The sequence below is a fragment of the Vulcanococcus sp. Clear-D1 genome, assembly GCF_014654725.1.
Classification (GTDB): Bacteria; Cyanobacteriota; Cyanobacteriia; order PCC-6307; family Cyanobiaceae; genus Vulcanococcus.
Map to the genome: position 1 here is coordinate 338,605 of NZ_JACVZV010000018.1, position 18,461 is coordinate 357,065.

Consider the following 18,461-nt stretch of genomic DNA (forward strand, 5'->3'; position numbering starts at 1 on the left):
TCCCTAGCCTCCACCCTGCGCGGGGTCTTGTCGATGCGGGTCACCATCGTGGGCTGCGGCTATGTGGGTGAGGCCTTGGCGCGGCTCTTGGGAGCTCAAGCTCAGAGCCATCTCACCCTCACCACCACGAGGGAGCAGCGCCGTGCTGAGCTCGAACCTCTCGGTCATCGGGTGCTGGCGCTCAAGGCCAGTGACGCTCCGGCTTTGAAGCAGGCCCTGGAGGCTGCGGATGCGGCTGTGCTTTGCATGGCACCGGGAGGAGATCGCCAGGTGGATGCGGGCGTGTACGCCGCCACGTATCGCGACAGCATCACCACGCTGTTGGCGCTGTTGCCCGATCTGCCGCAACTGCGGCAGATCGTGTACACGAGCAGTTGTGGCGTCTATGGCGATGCTGCAGGGGGCTGGGTGGATGAGAGCGCCCCGGTGGTGCCGCGTGATGCCCATGCCGAGGTGCTTGTGGAGAGCGAACAGTTGTTGGCGCAGGCCCGCAGCGAGCAGCGGCGGGTGTGTGTGCTGCGTCTCGGCGCGATCTATGGCCCTGGCCGTGATTGGAGCCCTCGTTTCAAGGCACTCGCTGGTACCACCAGGCCCGGCGATGGCCAGAGCCACAGCCATTGGATCCATCGCGATGATGTGGCCGGTGCCATGGCAGCCGCGCTGGCCGGAGCCTGGGATCAGACCGTGAATGTGGTGGACGATCAGCCCTGGCGTGTGGCCGAGCTGCTCGACCGAATTTGCGCCGCCGCCGAGCTGCCACCCGTGCAATGGAGCGGTGCCTCGCCGGAGGCCACGCCGATGGTGGATCGTCGGATCAGCAATCGCCGGCTGCGCAGCCTGGGTTACGAGCTGCTGCACCCCACCCTCTCCGGCTTTTGAGCCTGCTGGGGCCGGTTATGGCTTGACCCGGCTGGCTAGGCCAAACACCACGGCCATCAGCAAATAGCCCAGGGCCCAGCTGCTGCCCACGCCCCAGCCCAGCTGCAGCACCGTGTCTGAGGTGGTGAAACGCCAGGCGTGCATCACCCCGAGCCAGGCGCAGCCGGAGGCCACCACGGCACAGAGGCTGGCGGCCAGGAAGCGGCGCTCAATCACGTACACCACCATCGCCGCCAGCAACATCGCCGTGATGATCTGGCCCTGCTCCAGGGCAAACGCACCTGCGGCCCACACATCGGCCTGTTGCAGCGGCCGGATCAGGGCGGCGGAAAACGGCTGCTCGGTGCTGCCGGCACCCCCAGCCCGCAGGCCGGCTTTCAGCAGCATGGCGCCCCAGCCGGCCAGGCCGGGCAGCAGTCCCAAGGCCACGGCGGGTGCATGGGCGCTGGGGGTGGCCTGAAAGGCCTGCGCGGCTATCACCAGGCCGATGTAGAGCACGATCGCCATCCCGGCCTCGATCGGCACCAGCTGGGCGATCAGCCCGAACAATCCGAGCAAACAGGCGCCGCCCATCACCAGGCCGTTGAGCCAGGAGTAGCCGATGCGGGCCCCCATGGCTTTCCAGGCGGGATGACCGATGTAGAGGGTGGTGGGGAAACAGCCCCCCAGCGCAGCCGCGGCGATGGTGCCGAGCCCATTGATCAGCAGCGAACTGCGCACCGGGTAGCGATCGCCGGCGGCTTCAGCGCTTTCGATGTTCTGCAGGGAGCCCAGCAGGTTGAACAGGCCCATCGGCACGATCACGCCCAACCAGGGCAGCAGCTGGCCGCGGGCCTGCCACAGCGCCACCAGTTCCAGATGGGGGGGGCGCAGCCCCACCTGACCCAGTTGCTGCTGCCAGAGCACAGGGTCGAGGCGGATTAGGCCCAGGCCCCAGGCCAGGGCCATGCCCACCAGCACGGCCAGCAGTCCACCGGGGATCGGCAGGCGCAGCTGTCCGTAGTAGGTGACCAGGATCAACGCCAGCACCGTGAGGCCCACCACGGGTTGGGCGTAGGTGCGCAGCAGGAATCCCAAGGCGATGTAGCCCAGGGCAATGCCCGCCAGGGTGGAGAGAAGCGCAGCTCGCGGCAGCCAGCGCCGCAGCAGCTGGGCGCTGAAGGCTCCCGCCGCCTCGATCAGGCCGGAGCCGAGGCAAGCCACCATGCCTGCCTGCCACGAAAGCCGCACCGCAGCCGCTGGACCCAGGCCGGCACTGAGGGCGCCCAGCTTCACCGGCAGCATCACCAGAAACACGTAGGCGAACAGGCTCACCGTGTTGATGCCGTAGGGGAGCGCTGTGCGATCGCTGCGCCCCTCCGCCTGCGCCAGCTGGTAGGCCTGCCAGGCATAGGCAAGGTTGCCCAGCAGCAGGCTGATGCCCGTTGCAGGCAAGATCGTGCCCAGCAACAGCTCACTGGGGTAGCCGAGTACGCCAGCGCAGAGCCCCATGATCAACAGGATCTGGATCAGGTTGTCGAGCGCCAGGCCGAGAAAGCCGTCGAGGTCGCCGGCGACAAACCAGCGGGGGCCGGTGGCCAGAGGAGTGGTCATGGCTCCACCATGGCTGTGCTGCGCCCCTAACGCTGCAGCTGCCGCCAAGCGTCTTGGGGATCGATGCCGCGCTGGCAGAGGTTCACCCAGGGGCGCAGCGGGCCGAGCCAGTCTTCGGGGTCAGGGCGGCGCAGCAGTGCAAGCACCGAGGGCGGGGTGGGGTTGAGACGCGGGGGCATGGCGGGCAGTGGCGCACTGCATGGAGCATTCCCCGTGGCTCCACGCTTCAGCCGCGGCAGAGCTCCTCACTCACGTCCCAGAGCCGTGTGCAGGCCGCGGCATCGAGTGCCGCCGGTGCGATGCGGCAGGCCTTGGGATAGCCCTTGAGGTTGCCCAGACCGCCGGGGCCGTAGAAGCCGCCGGGTTTGGCTGCAGGTGCCGTGGCGGCAAACAGCTGGGGTAGGGCGCCCATGGCGGCGCTCTGGAACAGCGGGTCCATCAGGCGGTAGGCCAGGGCTTCCACCCGGGAGCCGCGGGCCGCCACAGAGGTGGGCTGCAGGTTGGTGCGGGCCAGGCCGGGATGAGCCGCGATCGAACGCACCTCTGCACCCTGGGCATCCAGCCGGCGCTGCAGCTCGAGGGCCGTCATCACGTTGGCCAGCTTGCTCTGGGCGTAGGCGGCCCAGGCGTCGTAGCGCTGTTCGCCCTGCAGATCATCGAAGGCGATGCGGCCGAAGTAGCTCGCCCCGGAGCTCACATGCACCACCCGGGCCCCCGGCCGCAGCACGGGCAGGAGCTGCTGGGTGAGAGCGAAGTGCCCCAGGTGATTCACGGCGAACTGCAGCTCGAACCCCTGGGCGCTCAGCTGGCGAGGCGGGGCCATGACCCCGGCGTTGTTGATCAGCAGATCGATGGCGCTCCAGCGCGCGGCGATCTCGGCAGCTCCATGGCGCACGCTGGCTAGATCGGCGAGGTTGAGCTCGAGTGGGATCAGCTCGCCTCCGCCATCGCCGGCCAGGTCCTGACAGGTGGCTTCCGCTTTGGTCAGGCTGCGGCAGGCCACCACCACACGCGCCCCTCGCTGGGCCAGTGCCCGGGCTGTTTCAAGCCCCAGGCCGCTGTTGGCGCCCGTGATCAGGGCGGTGCGGCCGCTCTGATCGGGGATGTCGGCGCAGGTCCAGGGCATGGCGGCGGAAGTTCAGCTCGCCAATCGTGTCGCCCTCACTTCCAGCAGTGTGGGCCCCACCCAAAAGCTGCCGGGATCAGCGGCGGCTGCAGCGATCTCCTCGCTGGCGTCGGCGGCATCACCGCTGTTCCACAACGCCAGTTCCTGCAGGCGCGCGCCGTACACCTCCACAAAGCGCTGCATCCACTGGCCTGCCATCGAGTGGCTGTCGCCGGCAACGGGCAAGGGCTGCAGCGCTTCGATGCGCCAGCCCCGGGCTGCCAGCAGCGCGGGTAGCCGCCGGTTCACATCGGGATCGCCGCCGGCCTCGCGGAAACTGCGCTGGCAGGCCTGGCCGAAGCGAGCGATGGCGCGGCCACCGGGGTGAAGCCCGAAGCTGTCCCAATGGACGTATTCGTGCAGCACCAGCTGGCCGCCGAGGCGGAGGCTGTGCTCCAGCCCCGTGATCAGGGGATCCAGATCGGGAAGGAACATCGCGACCCAGCGGCACCAGGCCAGATCGAAGCCTTCAGCTGGCCACGGATCGCGCAACAGATGGTGTTGACGCAGCTCCAGTTGGGGCAGCTGGTCGCTGCGGGCCATGGCTTGTCCGGCAGCCACATACGCATCGCTGAGTTCCAGTCCCAGCACCCGGCCCGTGGGTCCCACGATCCGTGCCAGATCCATGGCCGCAAAACCAGGGCCGGCGCCCACATCGAGGACCCGCAGCCCTGGGGCGAGGCCGGCGCGCTGCCAGGCCGCCCGGGCCGCGGGCAGCCAGAGCTCGTGCTGGAACCGAAGGCGCTCCAGCTCCTCGGTGTGGGTACCGAGCAGGTAGCTGGAGTCGCCCATCAGGGTGGTGGAGCTCAGTCCTCAGGGAACAGCAGACCGGCCAGTTCGTCGGGATCTACGTCGTAAACGCGGGCCAGGCTGGTTTCAATCGCCGCGGTCACCTCACCGGGCAGGAAGCGCATGGCGCTGAGGGCGTCGTCGGTGATTTCGTCGCTGAGCAGCTTCTCGCCCTCGAGCTTTTCATCGTTGATCACCGCCATCACCCAGCTCTGGTAGGCGTACACCAGATCGGAGAACTCCAGATCGGGATCGTTGAAGTCCAGGGCCATCGCAGATGCGGGCGCAGCTCCCTGCAGTCTGCCGGCCAGTGGGGAGGATGGGCACTATGACGATGCAATCCCCTGACCCTGTGGCCCTCCAGGCCACCCTGGTGGACTTCGCCCTGGCGGAACTGGTGCGTCAGCACCGGGAGAGCTTTCCGCCGCTCTGGAGCCAGGAGAGCTGGGCCAAGCTGCTGATCTGGCTGGCCCTCAATTGCGGCTGCAGCGGAGATGAGGCGGGTTTGAAGGCCTTCGCCGAAGCGATCGGCTCACTGCAGATGGGTCGTCTGCGGCGGGTGTTTTTTGAACGGGAGCTGGGAGACCTTGAGCTGCAGCTCATGGCCGACCCGGCAGAGCAGCAGGTGCTGGTGCTTCCGCAGGGCCCGGCAGAGGAGGTGCTGCAGAACCAGCGCATTGCCCAGGCGTTTGAGCGGGTGGGTCTGACCACCCACCTGCCAGCCGATCAGGCCCGCTGGCAGCAGCTGGATGCGGTGGTGGTGGTGCCTTGGTTGGAGAGCCGCTGATGGAGCTGATCGCCCGATATCGCAATGGCGGCTTTGAAGCACTGGCTGATGGCGTGATGGCCTTCTTTGAGCGCCGCGCTGATCTGCAACGCCCCGGTGTGGCCTTCGGACCGGACGGCGGCGAGCCCGCCAAGGTGTCGACGGATATCAGCCTGGTGGCGCTTGATCGCAGCGACCCTGAGGCCTTCGCCTTGGCCGAGGTGATCCTGCGCGGCGTCAGCGCTGGTTTGGAGCGCTACCTGCAAGAGCGGCCCCTGTTTCGCGACTGCTGCCCTGAGCAGCAGTTGTTTGTGAATCCGATCTTCAATCTGCAGCGCTATGCCCCGGGCGAAGGGTTCAAGCGTTGGCACTGCGACTGGACCATGAGCGACGAGGCCACGGAGCCTGTGCACCGGGTGTTGGCCTGGATTCTCTATTGCAACAGCGTGGACGACGCGGGCACAGAGTTTCACTGGCAGGGCCATCACGAAGCGGCGGAGCGGGGCAAGCTCGTGATCTTTCCCGCCGGCCCCTCTCACATCCACCGCGGCCGGGTGAATCACAGCCACAGCAAAACGATTGCCACGGGTTGGATCAATGCCGGCAGCCGCGACGCATACCTTGCGCGCCTGGCCAGCGGTTAGCGGTGTTCGGTGTTGGGTTTGTGTTGCTCCGGCGGCCACACCATCGAATACTCCACCTGCTGCGGGAATGGGATCTCGATGTTGTGGGCCTTGAAGGCATGCCAGATGGCCTGGTTTACCTCACTGCAGATTCCTACGTTGTCCATCGGGTTGGCGATCCAGAAGCGCAGGGCGTAGTTGATTGCTGAATCGCCGTAGCTGAGCAGCAGTGCTTTGGGGGCCGGGTTGGCCAGCACCCGCGGCACCTGTTGGGCGGTGGCTTCCAGCAGGGCGATCACCTCGGCAGGCTCGTGGTGATAAGCGGCGCCCACGCTCACCTGGCTGCGCCGCATTCGGTCGCTGGCGGTGTAGCTGGTGGCGGCCTCGGTGAAAAAGGTCTGGTTGGGGATCAGCAGCTCGGCGTTGTCACGGTCGCGCCAGAGCAGCGTGGCCCGCAGCCCCAGGTGGCGCACCTCACAGGGGTCCCCATCGAGCATCAGCACCTCTCCAGGCCGCACGGAGCCCTCAAACAACAGCCAGATCCCGCTCACGAAGTTGGAGAACACTTCTTTGATGCCGAAGCCCAGGCCCACGGACAGCCCCCCGGCGACCGCGATCAGGGCTGTGGTGTTGAGCCCTAGTTGCACCGCAACGGCGACCAGCCCGATCCCCACGACCGCGTAGCGCAGCATCAGTTCCATCGCCTTACGGCTGCCATCGCTCAGACCCACGGCCCGCTGCACCAGCCAGGCCAGGGCTGCTGCTGGTGGCCCACAGCCCACCAGCACCAGGTAGATCACCACGACCGCCTTGAACAGTTCTCCAGTGCTGATCGAAACGCCGAACACGTCTCCGAGGCGCGTGACGGCCAAATCGTTCACGCTGTCCACCTCTTTGATCAGAGCCAGGGCCGACACCAGGAGAAACCCTGGCCGAAGCAGTCGGCTTTCGAGTTGATGCACCCGCTCCTCCGGCAGCCAACGCAACAGGAGCGGGTGCAGCAGATGCAGGCCATACCAGCCCAGCCAGATGATGCCCAGCTGCCGGCAGAGGCCATAGGGCTGGCCGAAGGCCGCCAGCGCCAGCGTGACTACCCCCAGCGCGCTGAGCCCCAGAGGCGCATAGGCCAGTGATGGCCAACCGGGAATCAGCCGGCGTCGACGGGCCAGGCGGGTCCCCAGCATCAGCCCAACCACCAACACCAGCTGAAGCAGCACCTCAGGCCGCTCTAGGTAGCCAAGCCAGCCGAAGACCTCCAGCAGTAGTTGTCTCATTGGGACCTCTGAAAGGCGGTCACCAGGGTTGCCGCCACCTCCTCAGGACTGCGTTCGCCGAACAGCAAGATGGTGAGTTCAGCCTGAACCTTGTTCATCCTGGAATCCCCGGCATGGATCGATTCCAGGAACGACGAGATCACATGGCTCTCCTGCTGCGACGTCTCCATGGCCTCCAGCACCTCGGAGCTCTGAACGGGCACCTTGACGAAGCGGTTGGCCGGTAAAACGGTTTGGGATCCGAGGGTCAGCACACGCTGGACCATGGGATTGGTGCTGAAACGGCTGAATGCCAGGGCTCGGGCGCGTCCGGCGCTGCTCGAGCTGCGGCCCAGGGCCAGCACCCGCAAGCGGTTCACCGGACTCGCTGCTCCTCCCACGCCATCGGGAAGGGGGCTAACCCCAAGATGGGGCCCCAGTCGCTGGCGTAGCCGCGGCAGGCTGACTGAGTTGCAGGGAATCCAATCCAGGCGACCAGTCAGAAACTCTGAGATCACGGTCTGCTGGTTGGGATAAAAAGTGACCCTTAGCTGATTGTTGGCGTTTTGCAACCAGGCCAGCCAGCGGATCAGCGTGTTCAGCTCCTGCTGCTCGATAGGGTTCCCTTTCACCACGTTGGTGATGCTCTCCACGGCTCCGAGACTGCCGGCCGTCCAGAAGAGATTGATCACATCGGCGCTCAGGCCGATCCGACGACCCTTCGCGCTGGCAGCCAGCAGCTCATCGAGCGTTGCGGGCGGTGTGGCCAGTTGTTTGCGGTTGAAGCAGGCCACCTGCGTCTGCACCAGCACCGGGATACCCGCCAGTCGGCCGCGACGGTCGCGGATGCGGTCGAGGTCCCCTGGGTTGAACTGGGCGGTGTCCCGCGCGTTGGCGGGGTAGGGGTCCACCAGGCCGTCGTCCAAGAGTTTCAGTGCCGTTGCCCCGTTCAAGAACAGCAGATCGGGGCCGAGGCCTGATTGGGTGCGATCGCGAATCGTTTTGCCGAGGTCGGTTTCGGGATACAGGCTGAACTGAAAACGTGTGGAGGGGTGCAGTTGGCGGTAGCCCTGCTCCAGCGGCGCGAGGCGATCCTGCACCTCTTGATGGGCTTCCCCATCAATCGCCTGATCGGCGCTCATCCCAATCGCCAGGTAGAGCACGTTGGGGAGCTGAGGCACTGCGCTGCAGCCCGCCAGCGCTGCACTGCTGATCAGGCTGGCCCACAGGCCGAGGTGACGGCTTCGCCGGGATCGCAGCGCGGAGAGCAGGCCCATGGAACCCTGTAGCGCGCCCATCATCCTGGCTCTGGGCCGTTTTGCGAGCATGGCCGGACATGCCATCACGCACCACTGTGACCGAGGCCGCCGCTGCTGCACCTGCCACCGCTGCGGAGGCCCTGCCCAAGACCTACGACCCGGTGGGCACCGAAGCGCGCTGGCAGCAGGCCTGGGAAACCAGCGGCGCCTTTCACCCGGATCCCAGTGCACCCGGTGAACCGTTCTCGGTGGTGATCCCGCCGCCGAACGTCACCGGCAGCCTGCACATGGGCCATGCCTTCAACACGGCCCTGATCGACACGATCGTGCGCTTCCAGCGCCTGCGCGGCAAGAACGTTCTGTGTTTGCCCGGCACGGATCACGCTTCGATCGCCGTGCAGACGATCCTCGAAAAGCAGCTCAAGGCTGACGGCAAGCGCAAAGAAGATCTGGGCCGAGAGGCGTTCCTCGAGAAGGCCTGGGAATGGAAGGCCCAGAGCGGCGGCACGATCGTGGGCCAGCTGCGCCGCCTGGGTTATTCCGTTGATTGGCAGCGCGAGCGCTTCACCCTCGACGCCGGCTGCAGCGAAGCGGTGATTGAGGCCTTCAACCGGCTGCATGAGCAGGGGTTGATCTACCGGGGTGAATACCTGGTGAACTGGTGCCCCGCCTCGGGCTCCGCGGTGAGTGATCTGGAGGTGGAGATGAAGGAGGTGGATGGTCACCTCTGGCATTTCCGCTATCCGCTCACGGCCGGCGGCGGCTTCCTGGAAGTGGCCACCACCCGCCCCGAAACCCTGCTGGGTGATACAGCCGTGGCGGTGAATCCCAAAGACCCGCGCTACGCGGCGTTGGTGGGCCAGACCCTCACCCTGCCCCTGGTGGGCCGCGAGATCCCGATCGTGGCCGACGACCACGTGGACGCCGAGTTCGGCACCGGCTGCGTGAAGGTGACCCCCGCCCACGACCCCAACGACTTCGCGATTGGGCAGCGCCATGCGCTGCCTTTGATCACGGTGATGGCCAAGGACGGCTCGATGAACGAAGCCGCCGGCCGCTTCCAGGGGCTCGATCGCTTCGAGGCTCGCAAGGCCGTGGTGGCCGCGATGGAGGAGGAAGGCTTCCTGGTGAAGGTGGAGGACTATCGCCACAGCGTGCCCTTCTCCGATCGCGGCAAGGTGCCGGTGGAGCCGCTGCTCTCCACCCAGTGGTTCGTGAAGACCGAGCCCCTGGCGGCCCGTTGCCGCGAGGCTCTGGAGAACGCCGATCCGCGCTTCGTGCCGGAGCGTTGGAGCAAGGTCTACCGCGACTGGCTCACCGACATCCGCGACTGGTGCATCTCCCGCCAGCTCTGGTGGGGGCACCGCATCCCGGCCTGGTTTGTGGTGAGCGAAACCGGCGGTGCCATCACCGACACCACGCCCTACGTGGTGGCCCGCAACGCAGCTGAAGCCCGCCAGAAGGCTGAAGCCCAATTCAGTGGCGGCACCCATGCCCATCCCGTGGTGCTCGAGCAGGATCCCGACGCCCTCGACACCTGGTTCTCCAGCGGCCTTTGGCCCTTCTCCACCCTGGGCTGGCCCAACGCTGAGGCCGCCGATCTGCAGCGCTGGTACCCCACCAGCGTGCTGGTGACGGGCTTCGACATCATCTTTTTCTGGGTGGCCCGGATGACGATGATGGCCGGCGCCTTCACCGGCCAGATGCCCTTCCAGGACGTGTACATCCACGGCCTGGTGCGCGATGAGAACAACCGCAAGATGAGCAAATCGGCGGGCAATGGCATCGACCCGCTGCTGCTGATCGATCGCTACGGCGCTGATGCCCTGCGCTTCGCCCTGGTGCGCGAGGTGGCTGGCGCGGGTCAGGACATTCGCCTGGACTACGACCGCAAGTCCGACACCTCCGCCACGGTGGAGGCCTCCCGCAATTTCGCCAACAAGCTGTGGAATGTCACGCGCTTTGCGCTGATGAACCTCGATGGCGAAACGCCGGCGAGCCTGGGGGAACCGGATCCCGCCGCGTTGCAGCTGGCCGATCGCTGGATTCTCTCCCGCCTGGCGCGCGTGAACCGCGAAACGGCCGAGCGCTACGGCAACTACGGCCTCGGCGAAGCCGCCAAGGGTCTGTATGAGTTCGCCTGGAACGAGGTGTGCGATTGGTACGTGGAGCTGATCAAGCGGCGCTTGCAGGTGCCGGTTGAGTTGGAGGGCGCTGCCCGCGAGGCGGCACTGGCCGATCAGCGCACCGCCCGCCAGGTGCTGGCCAAGGCGCTCAACGAGTTGCTGGTGATGCTCCAGCCGCTGATGCCGCACCTCACCGAAGAGCTCTGGCACGGTCTCACCGGCGCCAGTGAGGAAACCTTCCTCGCTCTTCAGCCCTGGCCGCAACTCGATGAAGCCGCCCTCAACGACGAGCTCGAGTCGTCGTTCGCCGATCTGATCGAGGCGATCCGCGTGGTGCGCAACCTGCGGGCCGTGGCAGGCCTCAAGCCAAGCCAGAGCGTGCCCGTGCGCTTCGTGACCGGTCGCAGCGCGCTTGCTGGGGTGCTCAGCGCCGCCACCGCTGACATCACGGCTCTCACCCGCGCCGAACGGGTGGAGGTGCTGGATCCGGCCGCGGCGGAGGCCAATCCCGCCACCAAGGCGCTGGCGGGCGTGAGCGGCGAGCTGCAGGTGCTGCTGCCGATCGAAGGCCTGGTGGACCTGGAGGCCCTGCGCGCCCGCCTTGAGAAAGACATCGCCAAGGCCGACAAGGAGATCAAGGGCCTCGCTGGCCGCCTCGCCAACCCCAACTTTGCGGACAAAGCTCCGCCGGAGGTGGTGGCGGAGTGCAAGGCCAACCTGGCTGAGGCGGAGGCCCAGGCGGAGTTGGCCCGCAAGCGCCTGGCGGATCTGGGTTGAGCCTGGTCAGTTGGGCGTGATCATCACCTTGAAGATCTCGCCCGAAGCCTGGGTCCAGTTGGTGCTGCCGTAGGTGGTGGGGTCATTGAAGTCGTCGGCTAGTTGCGACTTGATGCCTCCCACCGCGTAGCCGATCAGCACTGATTCCCCGGGGTCGCTCCGCCGGCGCAAGCGGTCGAGATCAACAACACCATCGGCGAGATAGCGAACCCGTGGGTCTTGCCCCTTCGCGAGCGGGATAAAGGCCGAGGAGGCGCCGAAGGTCAGCGGTTCACCGCTCGCGGTGCTGAGGGCTGGATAGCTACCTGGGATGGATTGCGACCATTCGCCTTTGGCATTGCGCTTGATCGCGGCGATCTGAGAGGTGAAGGGGTAGGGGTTCTCGCTGTTGAAGAAGGGATCGCCATTGGGATCGAGGGTGAGCGCTGAGATCCCGCCAAAGACCAGATTCGTTTGGCTGTTCTCTTGGCGCGAGAACAGTCCCACATTGGCGGCGGTGTATTGGTTGATTCCCTGCCGGAAGGTGGCGGCATCATCGGGGTTGGCCATGGTCGGCTGCCCCGTGATCAGGTCGATCTGGGCGGGAACGGTGTAGACCCCTGCACCGCCATAGAACACGCCGCCGATCGCTTCACCCTGTTGTTTGATTTGTTGCTTCTGATTCAGGGACAGCTGCGTGACGACATTGCCATCTCGCCGGTTGTACTTGCTCTGGTTGGGATCAGAAACGCCATTGTTTGTATAGCCAAGTTTTCGTTGGTCGCGGTCGTAGTGGATGGTGAAGTTGCGCACCTGCTGCGTATAGATCTGCACAGTTGTTGCTTCATCGCCGTAGCCTGTCTGGAAGTCTTGGCCGAAGATCAGCTGCGCCTGGTTGCTGTTCTCCCCTGCCAGCAGATCTCCACCTGTTACCGCGAAGTAATGCGTGTCCTGACCGTTCACCTGCATCGGCTTGCCTGCAGTGGAGAGCACGGCGTTGCCGGGTAGCTGTTTGGTCTTTCCCTTCACCCAGGCGCTCAGGGCGCTGAGGTCGATGGCGCTGAGGCGATTGCGTGTCTGGAAGCTGTCGTTGGCTTTGTCGTAGACGTAGCCGCCCACGTGGAACAGCACATCACCCTGTTGGAGGTCTTCGGCGTTGGTTGTGGAGAGCGACAGTTGTTTGCCGGCGCTCAGGCCTGATTTGGAGAGGGGTTTGGACCAGCTGCGATCACGCTGCGGGTCATAGACCCAGACCCGCTCGTTCTGGTAGGCGGGAGGGAAGGCGGTTTTGCCGTTGTCGGACTGGCTCGCCTCCGGAAAGTTGTGCAAGCCATTGGTGCGGCCGCCGAACAGCACCCACTCTCCGCGGCGCGTTTGGGCAGCACTGAACGACTGCAGGGTTGGGAACGGCGCACGTCGACCCGTGAGCTGCTGCAGCGTGACCCCATAGTTTTCACTCCAGCTTTGGATCGGGCTGGAGGTGGGTGTCTGATCACTTGAGCTCAACGGGATGTCGTTGCCGGAGCTGGCCATGGCTGCACGGGTGATGCCTGGCTCTCAATCTGGGAAGGCTCGACTGTCTTGTCAGCGCGTCATGCTGCAGTCGCCCAAGTTGTTCACAGGTGATCCCCGGCATCGATCTCCACGGTCATCTGTCGGCGTTGCAATCCCCCGCCGGGGCCATCGCCTTCGTGCCGCTCTATGCCCTCTGGGTAACGCTGCTGCTGCCGGGGGTCTGGGCCTCGATGCTGGCCGGAGCCCTCTACGGCACCTGGTGGGGCAGCCTGATCGTGTTTGTAGGGGCCTGCCTTGGGGCGGAGGCGGCGTTTCTGCTGGGTCGCACGTGGTTGCGTAGCTGGGCTCAGCAACGCTTGGCGGCGCTGCCAAAACTGCAGGCCGTGGAGCGAGCCGTGAGCCGTGAGGGCCTGAAGCTGGTGTTGCTCACCCGCCTCTCACCCGCCTTTCCCTTCTCGCTGCTCAACCTCGCCTATGGCCTCAGCGAGGTGAGCCTGCGCGATTACACGATCGGCTTGATCGGCATCCTGCCGGGCACGATCCTGTTCTGCGGACTTGGCGCGCTGGCGGGCGACGTGGCTCGCTTCGGCGACGTGCTGAGCGGTGAGGCTGATCCGGCCACCTGGACCCTGCGCATCGTGGGCATCGTTGCCACGGTGGCGGTCGTGTGGCTCGTGGGTCGGGCGGCCCGCCAGGCGCTTCAGGACGCGGAGCCGCCGGGCTGATTCGGCAGCGGCCAGTCGCGCAAGGCGGCGATCAGCACAAACCACCCCAGGCGCAAGCGGGCCAGCGCCCCGCGCCGCGTGGCCAGCTCGGCGTATTTGGCGCGGCCGCATTCGGTTTTGATCCAGCGGTGGATGGCAGGAGATGTCATCGCAGCGTTGCCCTGGCACCACTCCAGGATGGCGCTCACCCGCAGCCGCTGGCAGGATCAAGGCTCTGAGGCCATCCGCCATGGGACGTCGTCTGCTGCATCGCTGGCTCACCAACGCGGGCGCTCTGGCCGCAACTGCCCTCACCGCCGGTGCCGTGCAGGCCGCTGTGGTGTGCACCGGCCCTGGTTATCCGCCTGGTTGTGTGGAGGTGGAGGCGGCTCCGGTTCGGGTTTACGGCCGCCCGGTGGCGGCCCCTGGTGGTCCGGTGGTGAATCCCACGCCGGGCGTTGGCTACGGCGCCCCTGGTGCTGGTGTTCGTCCGGCGGCTGGCCCGGGGGTGGGCCCCAACGCCGGCGGCCCTGTGAACCGGGCCGGCTTCCGTTGAGCGCCTGCAGCGGAGCCTGATCAGGCAGCGTCGAGCAGGGCCTTGAGCCCTGCTTCATCCAGCACTGTGACCCCCAGGATTTCGGCTTTGCTGAGCTTGCTGCCGGCCTCCTCGCCGGCCACCACGTAGCTCGTTTTTTTGCTCACCGATCCGCTCACCTTGCCGCCCGCGGCTTCAATCAGCGCCTTGGCTTCGCTGCGGCTGAGCGAGGGCAGCGTGCCGGTGAGCACAAACGTCTGGCCGCTGAGGGAGCTGTTGCCGGCTGAGGCCCGTTCGGCCGCCGCTGCGAGTTCTTCGTCGCTGCTGGCCAGGGAGAATCCGAGGCGTTCAAGGTCACCCAGCAGCGCCTGGTTGGCAGGGGTGGCGAACCACTGCTGCAGGCTCTGGGCGATCTCGTCGCCGATGCCATACACCGCTGTGATCAGCTCCGGCGTGTCGCTGGCCGCGGTGGCCAGCTCCGCGGCGCTGGGGAAGGCGGCGGCCAGCGCTTTGGCATTCACCTCGCCCACGTGGTGGATCCCCAGGCCATAGAGCTGCCGATGCCAGGGCTGGGCTTTGGACGCTTCCAGCGCGGCAACAAGGTTGTCGGCGCTCCTGCTGCCCATCCGCTCCAGGCTGGCCAGCAGCGCTTCATCCAGTCGGTAGAGGTCGGCGATCGAGCCCACCAAGCCGCGATCCACCAGCTGCTCGATCAATTTGCTGCCGAGCCCATCCACATCCAGGGCGCCCTTGCTCACCCAGTGGCGTAAGGCGCCGCGCAGGATCGCCGGGCAGCTGCTGTTCACACAGCGGGTGGCCGCTTCCCCTTCCTCGCGCACCAGCTCTGAGCTGCATTCCGGGCAGGTGTGGGGCAGCTCGAGGCGCTGGGCGCCGGCCGGCCGCAGCTCCGCCAGCACCCGCACCACCTCAGGGATGATCTCGCCGGCTTTGCGCACCACGATCGTGTCGCCGGCGTGCAGATCGAGCGCCGCTAGGCGATCGGCGTTGTGGAGCGTGGCGCGGCTAACGCTGGTGCCGGCCAGGGGCACGGGTTCGAATTCCGCCACAGGGGTCACCAACCCCGTGCGGCCCACCTGGCAGGCCAGGCGCAGCAGCTTGCTGGGGGCTTCTTCAGCGGGGTATTTGAGGGCGATGGCCCAGCGCGGGGCTTTCTGGGTGAAGCCGGCTGCATCCTGCAGCTGCAGATCGTTCAGCTTCACCACCACGCCGTCGGTGGCGTAGTCGAGCTGGCGGCGCCCTGAATCCCACCTCTGGAAGAAGGCCTCCACGGCGGCGAGATCCGGCAGCAATTCGGCGTTGGGATTCACCTTGAAGCCGGCGGCCTTCAGCCACTGCAGCGACTCCCACTGGCTGGAGGGCAGCGGTGCATCGGTGCCGGAGGTTTGCCAGCCCGGCGGCAGATGCAGCGTGTAGGCGAAGAAATCAAGGCGGCGTGCTGCCACCACCTTGGGATCGAGTTGGCGCAGGGTGCCGGCGCAGGCGTTGCGGGGGTTAGCAAACAGGGCTTCGCCTCGCGCCTCCCGTTCCGCATTGATGGCCGCGAAGGTGCCATCAGGGATGAAGGCCTCACCCCGCACGTCCAGCCATTCCGGTGGGTGCTCCAGCTGCAGCCGAAGGGGCACCGATCCGATCGTGCGCACGTTGGCGGTGATCTCCTCGCCTTGTTCGCCGTCGCCGCGGGTAGCGGCCCGCACCAGAACCCCGTGCTCGTAGCTGAGCGCTAGGGCGTTGCCGTCGATCTTGAGCTCGCCCACCATCGGCAGCGCGGTGGTGGGTTCACGGTCGAGCACCTTGAGCAGACGCGCATACCAGGCCTGTAGCTCTTCGGGATTGAAGGCGTTGTCGAGGCTGAGCAGGCCGATGCGATGGCGCACGCTCTGGAAGCCCTGGGCTGGCACCCCTCCCACGCGTTGTGTGGGACTGTCTGGCGCGATCAGCTCGGGATGGGCGGCTTCGAGGTCGAGGAGCTCGCGGTAGAGCCGGTCGTAGACCGGATCCTCCATCTCAGGAGCATCCAGCACGTAATACGCATGAGCCGCGCGGTTGAGCAGCTGCCGCAGTTCACTGGCGCGGTGGTTGGCTGTGGCGCTGCTCACAGATGCTGATGGATCAGGCAGCGGCCTTCTGGATGCGGTCCACCTTCCAGTCCTCCTCCACCTTCACAAAGGTGAAATCGAGGGGTAGCTCATCATTGTTGTCGGCCTTGAGCTTCACCGTGAGGGTGATCTGGTCTTCCTGAATGCGCGGACGGCCCGACTTGAGGTTGCGGTATTTGTTCAGTTGCAGCCCGGCCAGGAAGCGGATGAACTGTTGCCGGTTCACATGCGAGCGGTAGTTCTTGGTGGTGAGCAGATAGGCGGCATCCACCCGGCCGGAGGCCACCTGGGTGAAGAACTGCTTGATCACCGGATTGATCCCGCGCGCGTTCAACACCAGCTTCACGGCGTTGATCGTCCAGTAGAGGAGCAGCGTGCCGGCGCCGGCCAGCAGGGCCTTGGTGCCGATCGATTGCACCAGTTGTCCGTCCATGGGCGCGCGGAAAGGAGTGGGGGTGATTCTGCAGGACCAGCCAACGGCTGCAGTGGTGCGGGTAACAGCACCAACCGCAGGTGTCAGCCAAACTGCCCCTGCTGCAGTCAGCCCTGAGCGTGCCCCTTGTTCCGCTGCTGCCGCTGTTTCATCGCCTGAACCGCGAGCATTTCGAGGGATCGCTGGCCAGCCCCGATGGCCAGGCTCTGGTGAACGTGCGCTGGAGTGACGGCCGCATGCGCCGCAGTGCCGGGTTGTACCGCTTCGGGCATGACCGCCAGGGCCGGCCCATCAGCGAGATCGTGCTGTCGCGGCCGCTGCTGGAGCCCTTGCCCCAGGAGGCCACCCTCAGCACCCTCTGCCACGAAATGATTCACGCCTGGGTGCACCGGGTGGTGCGGGCCGATGAGGTGCATGGCACCCATTTCCGGGCGCGGATGGCGGCGATCAACGCTGCGCAACAGACGTTTGAGGTGAGCGTGCGCCACCGCTTCCCGGTGCCCAGCGAACCGGCCCGTTGGTTGGCGTCGTGCCCCAGCTGCGGATTGACCTCGCCCTATCGCCGCCGTCGGCCTGGTGTGGCCTGCCGCTTGTGCTGCGAGCGCTTCCACGGTGGTCGCTGGCATGCCAGCTGCCAGCTGGTGTTCACGCCAACGGCCGCCTAGGTTGCCGCCATGGGCACCGCGTTGTGGGCACTGCAGTGGAGCGGGGTGACCATCGCCTTGGTTGGGCTGGCGCGGGAGCGCTGGCTGCGGGCCCGCCGGTTGCAGCGCTGATCGCCCCGGGCGGCGCCTCTAGCCTGGCGTGATGGTGGATGCCTACAACGACTGGCGTGATGAGCGCCCCGATGACCGCACCGAGCGCCGTGGCGCCCGCCGGGTTGAGCCCCGCAACGAACCGCGCCTTGAGCAGCGCCTCGATCAGTGGGTTTCCGCCGGCCGGCAGCTGGTGGATGGCGTCTCCGGTGCACGGCCCGGCTCACGGCCGGGGGGGCGCGCCAGCGGTCTGAAGCTCGACCACCTCGGCCGCTGGGTGGAAGACAAGCTCGATTGGCTCTTGGAAGACGAGGAGGGCTGGCGTGAATCCTGGGAACAGCCCCAGCCCAGGCCGTCATCCAAATCGCAACCGCGTCCGACGCGGCGCGAACCGCTCCAGGCGATCTCCCGCCGGCAGCCTGCCCGCCCCGAACCAGTGCTCGAACGCGCGTCCGCGGCGGTTGACGGGGAGGGCTGGCCGGATGACGACAGCTTCAGCGTCAGCCGCTGGCAGCGCCGCGATTCGGGTGTTGGGGCTTCCTTTGATCAGCCCGTCGAGCCCGCACCGCGGGTTCAGAGCAGCCGTGCTGTGCCGCGCTCGTCGCGCCGCCGTTCCGGCTGATGGTGATGGCGGGCGTGGCCGCGCTCGGCCACTTGAAAGCTGCAGCCGATGTGGCGCAGTTCCGCGTTCACCGGTTCCACTAGCTCACCGGGCAGGTCTGCGGCCATGTCAGCGGCGCTGGTGCTGATCGAGGGTGAGCCTTCGGTGAGGGCGCTGAGCAACTCGGCCCATTGCTGCACCAGGGTGGTGCGCTCGATGGGCTCGAGCCCCGCCCGTTGGAACACGGCCTGGCAATGGCTGCGATGCCACTGCGTGGGTCCATGGGCATGGGGTTGATGGCCCCGGATGGCACAACCGCTGCGCAAGGCATGGCGGCTGGGTTGGCCGCTCGCATCGCGCAGGCCCGCTTCGCTGAGCAGGCGTCCGCAATGCACAGCTGAGATGCCGTAGATGCGCCCCAGGTCGGTGAGGGACAGCCATTGGGGTTCGCTTGCCGCCGATGGCGGCGGCTGGCTGCCGCGGATCAGATGAAGCATGGGTCCTTGAGAAGTAAACCCATGCTCGGTGGATCACATACCCGCGCAACCTGTCAAGTTGTTTTTGTAGCCACTCGTAGCCTTTGTTGGGAAAC

General features: G+C 66.5%; 20 protein-coding genes. 8 read left to right on the plus strand and 12 right to left on the minus strand.

Going from position 1 to position 18,461, the window contains the following annotated elements; genetic code table 11:
* Positions 1-33 precede the first annotated feature (33 nt).
* Positions 34-879 (plus strand): NAD-dependent epimerase/dehydratase family protein, encoded by an 846-nt coding sequence (locus tag H9532_RS08565; protein WP_296367378.1) that lies wholly within the window; start codon positions 34-36, stop codon positions 877-879.
* Between the two features lie 15 nt (positions 880-894).
* Here the strand turns inward: H9532_RS08565 and H9532_RS08570 are convergent, their stop codons facing one another.
* The 5 genes from H9532_RS08570 to H9532_RS08590 are packed head-to-tail and all read right to left on the minus strand — an operon-like array spanning position 895 to position 4,698.
* On the minus strand, positions 895-2,472 hold the full coding sequence (locus H9532_RS08570) for an NCS2 family permease (RefSeq protein ID WP_296367380.1): 1,578 nt from the start codon (positions 2,470-2,472) through the stop codon (positions 895-897).
* A 26-nt stretch (positions 2,473-2,498) separates the two neighbouring features.
* On the minus strand, positions 2,499-2,651 hold the full coding sequence (locus tag H9532_RS08575; protein WP_296367382.1) for a hypothetical protein: 153 nt from the start codon (positions 2,649-2,651) through the stop codon (positions 2,499-2,501).
* Positions 2,652-2,698: 47 nt separating this feature from the next.
* Positions 2,699-3,598 carry an oxidoreductase gene (locus tag H9532_RS08580; RefSeq protein ID WP_296367385.1) on the minus strand — a complete coding sequence of 300 codons (900 nt, stop codon included), beginning with the start codon at positions 3,596-3,598 and terminating at the stop codon, positions 2,699-2,701.
* Between the two features lie 12 nt (positions 3,599-3,610).
* Positions 3,611-4,429, minus strand: a complete 819-nt coding sequence (locus H9532_RS08585; protein ID WP_296367387.1) for a methyltransferase domain-containing protein — start codon at positions 4,427-4,429, stop codon at positions 3,611-3,613.
* 14 nt (positions 4,430-4,443) lie between these two features.
* On the minus strand, positions 4,444-4,698 hold the full coding sequence (locus H9532_RS08590) for a hypothetical protein (RefSeq protein WP_296367389.1): 255 nt from the start codon (positions 4,696-4,698) through the stop codon (positions 4,444-4,446).
* A gap of 56 nt (positions 4,699-4,754) precedes the next feature.
* Between H9532_RS08590 and H9532_RS08595 the strand changes: the two genes are divergently transcribed.
* Both H9532_RS08595 and H9532_RS08600 read left to right on the plus strand, forming a co-directional pair.
* Positions 4,755-5,213, plus strand: coding sequence for a protein phosphatase (locus H9532_RS08595; protein ID WP_296367391.1), 459 nt, complete (start codon positions 4,755-4,757; stop codon positions 5,211-5,213).
* Positions 5,213-5,836 (plus strand): 2OG-Fe(II) oxygenase, encoded by a 624-nt coding sequence (locus H9532_RS08600; RefSeq protein WP_296367393.1) that lies wholly within the window; start codon positions 5,213-5,215, stop codon positions 5,834-5,836. The genes H9532_RS08595 and H9532_RS08600 overlap by 1 nt, the downstream gene beginning before the upstream one ends.
* Here H9532_RS08600 and H9532_RS08605 read toward each other — a convergent pair.
* Positions 5,833-7,089 (minus strand): mechanosensitive ion channel domain-containing protein, encoded by a 1,257-nt coding sequence (locus tag H9532_RS08605; RefSeq protein WP_296367398.1) that lies wholly within the window; start codon positions 7,087-7,089, stop codon positions 5,833-5,835. The two genes, H9532_RS08600 and H9532_RS08605, sit on opposite strands and share 4 nt — an antisense overlap.
* The gene (locus H9532_RS08610) at positions 7,086-8,345 is read right to left on the minus strand and encodes an ABC transporter substrate-binding protein (RefSeq protein WP_296367400.1); all 1,260 of its coding nucleotides are present in this window, start codon (positions 8,343-8,345) and stop codon (positions 7,086-7,088) included. Before H9532_RS08610 ends, H9532_RS08605 begins: the two co-directional genes overlap by 4 nt.
* A 59-nt stretch (positions 8,346-8,404) precedes the next feature.
* On the opposite strand from H9532_RS08610, the gene H9532_RS08615 reads away from it, so the two are divergent.
* Positions 8,405-11,230 (plus strand): valine--tRNA ligase, encoded by a 2,826-nt coding sequence (locus H9532_RS08615; protein ID WP_296367402.1) that lies wholly within the window; start codon positions 8,405-8,407, stop codon positions 11,228-11,230.
* A gap of 6 nt (positions 11,231-11,236) precedes the next feature.
* On the opposite strand, the gene H9532_RS08620 is transcribed toward H9532_RS08615, so the two are convergent.
* Positions 11,237-12,742 (minus strand): hypothetical protein, encoded by a 1,506-nt coding sequence (locus H9532_RS08620; RefSeq protein WP_296367404.1) that lies wholly within the window; start codon positions 12,740-12,742, stop codon positions 11,237-11,239.
* 89 nt (positions 12,743-12,831) lie between these two features.
* Between H9532_RS08620 and H9532_RS08625 the strand changes: the two genes are divergently transcribed.
* Entirely contained in the window at positions 12,832-13,449 is a 618-nt protein-coding gene (locus H9532_RS08625; protein WP_296367406.1) for a TVP38/TMEM64 family protein, read from the plus strand.
* Here H9532_RS08625 and H9532_RS08630 read toward each other — a convergent pair.
* Positions 13,425-13,637 carry a hypothetical protein gene (locus H9532_RS08630; protein WP_296367471.1) on the minus strand — a complete coding sequence of 71 codons (213 nt, stop codon included), beginning with the start codon at positions 13,635-13,637 and terminating at the stop codon, positions 13,425-13,427. The two genes, H9532_RS08625 and H9532_RS08630, sit on opposite strands and share 25 nt — an antisense overlap.
* A 41-nt stretch (positions 13,638-13,678) precedes the next feature.
* Here H9532_RS08630 and H9532_RS08635 point away from each other — a divergent pair, with 41 nt between their 5' ends.
* A complete protein-coding gene (locus H9532_RS08635; RefSeq protein WP_296367407.1) occupies positions 13,679-13,984 on the plus strand; it encodes a hypothetical protein in 306 nt (101 codons plus the stop codon).
* A gap of 20 nt (positions 13,985-14,004) precedes the next feature.
* Here the strand turns inward: H9532_RS08635 and ligA are convergent, their stop codons facing one another.
* Both ligA and H9532_RS08645 read right to left on the minus strand, forming a co-directional pair.
* The gene (gene ligA, locus H9532_RS08640) at positions 14,005-16,080 is read right to left on the minus strand and encodes an NAD-dependent DNA ligase LigA (RefSeq protein WP_296367409.1); all 2,076 of its coding nucleotides are present in this window, start codon (positions 16,078-16,080) and stop codon (positions 14,005-14,007) included.
* Between the two features lie 13 nt (positions 16,081-16,093).
* Positions 16,094-16,513 carry a hypothetical protein gene (locus H9532_RS08645; RefSeq protein WP_296367411.1) on the minus strand — a complete coding sequence of 140 codons (420 nt, stop codon included), beginning with the start codon at positions 16,511-16,513 and terminating at the stop codon, positions 16,094-16,096.
* Between the two features lie 119 nt (positions 16,514-16,632).
* Here H9532_RS08645 and H9532_RS08650 point away from each other — a divergent pair, with 119 nt between their 5' ends.
* Positions 16,633-17,178 (plus strand): SprT family zinc-dependent metalloprotease, encoded by a 546-nt coding sequence (locus H9532_RS08650; RefSeq protein WP_296367467.1) that lies wholly within the window; start codon positions 16,633-16,635, stop codon positions 17,176-17,178.
* Positions 17,179-17,320: 142 nt separating this feature from the next.
* The gene (locus H9532_RS08655) at positions 17,321-17,890 is read left to right on the plus strand and encodes an RNA helicase (protein ID WP_296367413.1); all 570 of its coding nucleotides are present in this window, start codon (positions 17,321-17,323) and stop codon (positions 17,888-17,890) included.
* Here the strand turns inward: H9532_RS08655 and H9532_RS08660 are convergent.
* Entirely contained in the window at positions 17,842-18,366 is a 525-nt protein-coding gene (locus tag H9532_RS08660) for a hypothetical protein (protein WP_296367416.1), read from the minus strand. The genes H9532_RS08655 and H9532_RS08660 overlap by 49 nt on opposite strands.
* Positions 18,367-18,461 lie beyond the last annotated feature (95 nt).

Coding starts and splice junctions, on each gene's coding strand:
- H9532_RS08565 (WP_296367378.1), top strand. CDS start 34: ATGCGGGTCACCATCGTGGGCTGCGGCTATGTGGGTGAGGCCTTGGCG.
- H9532_RS08570 (WP_296367380.1), bottom strand. CDS start 2,472: ATGACCACTCCTCTGGCCACCGGCCCCCGCTGGTTTGTCGCCGGCGAC.
- H9532_RS08575 (WP_296367382.1), bottom strand. CDS start 2,651: ATGCCCCCGCGTCTCAACCCCACCCCGCCCTCGGTGCTTGCACTGCTG.
- H9532_RS08580 (WP_296367385.1), bottom strand. CDS start 3,598: ATGCCCTGGACCTGCGCCGACATCCCCGATCAGAGCGGCCGCACCGCC.
- H9532_RS08585 (WP_296367387.1), bottom strand. CDS start 4,429: ATGGGCGACTCCAGCTACCTGCTCGGTACCCACACCGAGGAGCTGGAG.
- H9532_RS08590 (WP_296367389.1), bottom strand. CDS start 4,698: ATGGCCCTGGACTTCAACGATCCCGATCTGGAGTTCTCCGATCTGGTG.
- H9532_RS08595 (WP_296367391.1), top strand. CDS start 4,755: ATGACGATGCAATCCCCTGACCCTGTGGCCCTCCAGGCCACCCTGGTG.
- H9532_RS08600 (WP_296367393.1), top strand. CDS start 5,213: ATGGAGCTGATCGCCCGATATCGCAATGGCGGCTTTGAAGCACTGGCT.
- H9532_RS08605 (WP_296367398.1), bottom strand. CDS start 7,089: ATGAGACAACTACTGCTGGAGGTCTTCGGCTGGCTTGGCTACCTAGAG.
- H9532_RS08610 (WP_296367400.1), bottom strand. CDS start 8,345: ATGGGCCTGCTCTCCGCGCTGCGATCCCGGCGAAGCCGTCACCTCGGC.
- H9532_RS08615 (WP_296367402.1), top strand. CDS start 8,405: ATGCCATCACGCACCACTGTGACCGAGGCCGCCGCTGCTGCACCTGCC.
- H9532_RS08620 (WP_296367404.1), bottom strand. CDS start 12,742: ATGGCCAGCTCCGGCAACGACATCCCGTTGAGCTCAAGTGATCAGACA.
- H9532_RS08635 (WP_296367407.1), top strand. CDS start 13,679: ATGGGACGTCGTCTGCTGCATCGCTGGCTCACCAACGCGGGCGCTCTG.
- H9532_RS08645 (WP_296367411.1), bottom strand. CDS start 16,513: ATGGACGGACAACTGGTGCAATCGATCGGCACCAAGGCCCTGCTGGCC.
- H9532_RS08655 (WP_296367413.1), top strand. CDS start 17,321: ATGGTGGATGCCTACAACGACTGGCGTGATGAGCGCCCCGATGACCGC.
- H9532_RS08660 (WP_296367416.1), bottom strand. CDS start 18,366: ATGCTTCATCTGATCCGCGGCAGCCAGCCGCCGCCATCGGCGGCAAGC.